This window comes from Actinoplanes sp. NPDC048791, from assembly GCF_040650095.1.
Classification (GTDB): Bacteria; Actinomycetota; Actinomycetes; order Mycobacteriales; family Micromonosporaceae; genus Actinoplanes.
The window spans coordinates 1-2,490 of sequence record NZ_JBEZGQ010001133.1; the positions used below are offsets into that span (position 1 = coordinate 1).

The window sequence follows — 2,490 nt, forward strand, 5'->3', positions numbered from 1 at the left end:
GTACGCGATCGGCGCGGGTGAGTAACCGGATTCGCCGCGCGCGGGCGTCGCCTGCGCGGGCGCCGACGCCACCCCGCCACCGGCCGCCAGGCCGATGACGACAGCGGCCGTCAGGAGTCTTCTCATGTCGTGCCTCTCGTCCGACGTGCTCGGCGGGGCGTGCCGATCGGATCGCGATCGAAACGTATGAGCCGGGCGAACGAGAGCCTAGGCCCGATCGGGCCGGGCCGCGAGACCAGGAAGGCGGAAAGCGTACACCTCGGCCCGGCAGTTCGTGGCCTTTGCCCGAGCTGGACGGGAAGCGGACTGAATGGCGGCATGGGCCGCTTTTGAAGCTAGTTTTTTCTGCGGCAGCACCACCCATCCAGCAGTTCCGGCAGAACGGGGAGAACCATGCACATCAACCGGCGTCTATTGGCACTCGCGGCGGTCACCGCCGTCACGATGACCGCGCAGATCCCGGCCTTTCCGGCGGCCGCGGCACCGCCCGCCGGCGGCGGCTTCAGCGGCGTGGCCGGCGATTTCAACGGCGACGGCCGGGACGACATCGTCACCTTCACCCGCGGCCCGGCCGCCGATGTCTACGTGGCGTTGTCGACGGGGTCGTCGTTCTCCGGTACGGGCGTGAAATGGCATGACTTTTTCGCGGTGGGTTCGGAGACACCGGCGGTCGGTGATTTCAACGGTGACGGCAAGGATGACATCGCGACGTTCACCCGGGGTGCGGCCGCGGATGTGTATGTCGCATTGTCGACGGGGTCGTCGTTCACGGGTACGGGCGTGAAATGGCATGACTTTTTCGCGGTGGGTTCGGAGACACCGGCGGTCGGCGATTTCAACGGTGACGGCAAGGATGACATCGTCACGTTCACCCGGGGTGCGGCGGCCGACGTGTACGTGGCGTTGTCGACGGGCTCGTCGTTCTCCGGTACGGGCTGGAAGTGGCACGACCTCTTCGCCGTGGGCTCCGAGCTGCCCTCGGTCGGCGACTTCAACCACGACGGCAAGGACGACATCGTGACCTTCACCCGGGGTGCGGCGGCCGACGTCTACGTGGCGCTCTCCCGGGGCTCGTCGTTCGCCGGCACCGGCGTGCGCTGGCACAACTTCTTCGCCGTCGGCACCGAGATCCCCGGCACGGGCGACTTCACCGGCGACGGCCGCGACGACATCGTGACCTTCACCCGGGGCCCGGCGGCCGACGTCTACGTCGCCCGGTCCACCGGCCGCACCTTCACCGGTACGGGCGTGAAGTGGCACGACTTCTTCGCCGTCGGAGCCGAGCTCCCGCAGCCGGGCATCCTGTGGTGAACCGGCCCGTCCGGTAGCGGCAGAGCCGGGCCAGGTGTCTCCTGGTCCGGCTCTCGCCCGCCGCAGGCATTGACGGACGTGGCTGCGGCTTCTACGGTCGGCGGGAAAGCGCTTACCTAGAGCGCCTCTCCCCGCAGGAGTCCGCATGGATCGCCGCACCCTGATCAGGCTCGCCGCCACCTCCGGCGCGGCGATCGCCGCCGGTTCCGCCGCCGGTGCGTACCCCGCCCAGGCCCGCCCGGGCCCGCGGAGCACAGTGGCCGCGGACGGCAGCGGTGACTTCACCACGATCCAGGCGGCCGTGGACGCCGTCCCGGCGGGCAACCCCACCCGATTCACCATCGACGTCGCCCCGGGCACCTACCACGGCCAGGTGATCATCCCCGCCGACCGGCCGAACATCCTGCTGCGCGGCCGCGGCCGGCGCCCGGAGCAGGTGGTGATCACCGACGACCGGGCCAACGGCACGCCGCGCCCCGAGGGCGGCACCTGGGGCACCTCGGGCAGCGCCTCCGTCACGGTCGACGGAGCCGGTTTCGCCGCCCGCAACCTGACCTTCTCGAACTCCTTCGACGAGGCCGCCCACCCGGAGATCACCGGACGCCAGGCGGTGGCCGTCCTGACCCGGGCCGATCGCCTCGAGTTCGACAACGTCCGCTTCCTCGGCAACCAGGACACGCTGTACGTGAACAGCCCGGCCGCCGACGTACCGGACCGGATCTACCTGAAGAGCTGCTACGTCGAGGGCGACGTGGACTTCATCTTCGGTCGCGGGACGGCCGCCTTCGACCGGTGCCGGATCCACTCGCTCGACCGCGGCTCGGCCACCAACAACGGCTACGTGACCGCGCCCAGCACGAGCGTGACCAACCCGTACGGCCTGCTCTTCGCGGGTTGCGCGTTCACCTCCGACGCCCCGCCGGCCAGCGTCTACCTGGGCCGGCCGTGGCACCCGAGCCAGGACCCGAACGCCATCGGCCAGACCGTCATCCGCGACTCCTGGCTGGGCGCACACCTCGGCGCGACCCCGTGGAGCGACTTCGGCACCTGGCCGTGGCGCGACGCCCGCTTCGCCGAGTACCACAACCGCGGCCCGGGCGCGCTGGTCACGCCGGACCGCCCGCAGCTGACCCGCGCCGAGGCGGCCGGCCTGACCATCGCGGCGTTACTCGCCGGCGC

Annotated in this window: 2 protein-coding genes; both read left to right on the plus strand. The window is 70.8% G+C overall.

Annotation, left to right across the window (positions count from 1 at the left end; translation table 11 throughout):
- Positions 1–393: 393 nt before the first annotated feature.
- The gene (locus tag AB0C29_RS43245) at positions 394–1,311 is read left to right on the plus strand and encodes a VCBS repeat-containing protein (protein WP_360833440.1); all 918 of its coding nucleotides are present in this window, start codon (positions 394–396) and stop codon (positions 1,309–1,311) included.
- 145 nt (positions 1,312–1,456) lie between these two features.
- On the plus strand, positions 1,457–2,490 hold a 1,034-nt coding region (locus tag AB0C29_RS43250), incomplete at its 3' end, for a pectinesterase family protein (protein ID WP_360833442.1).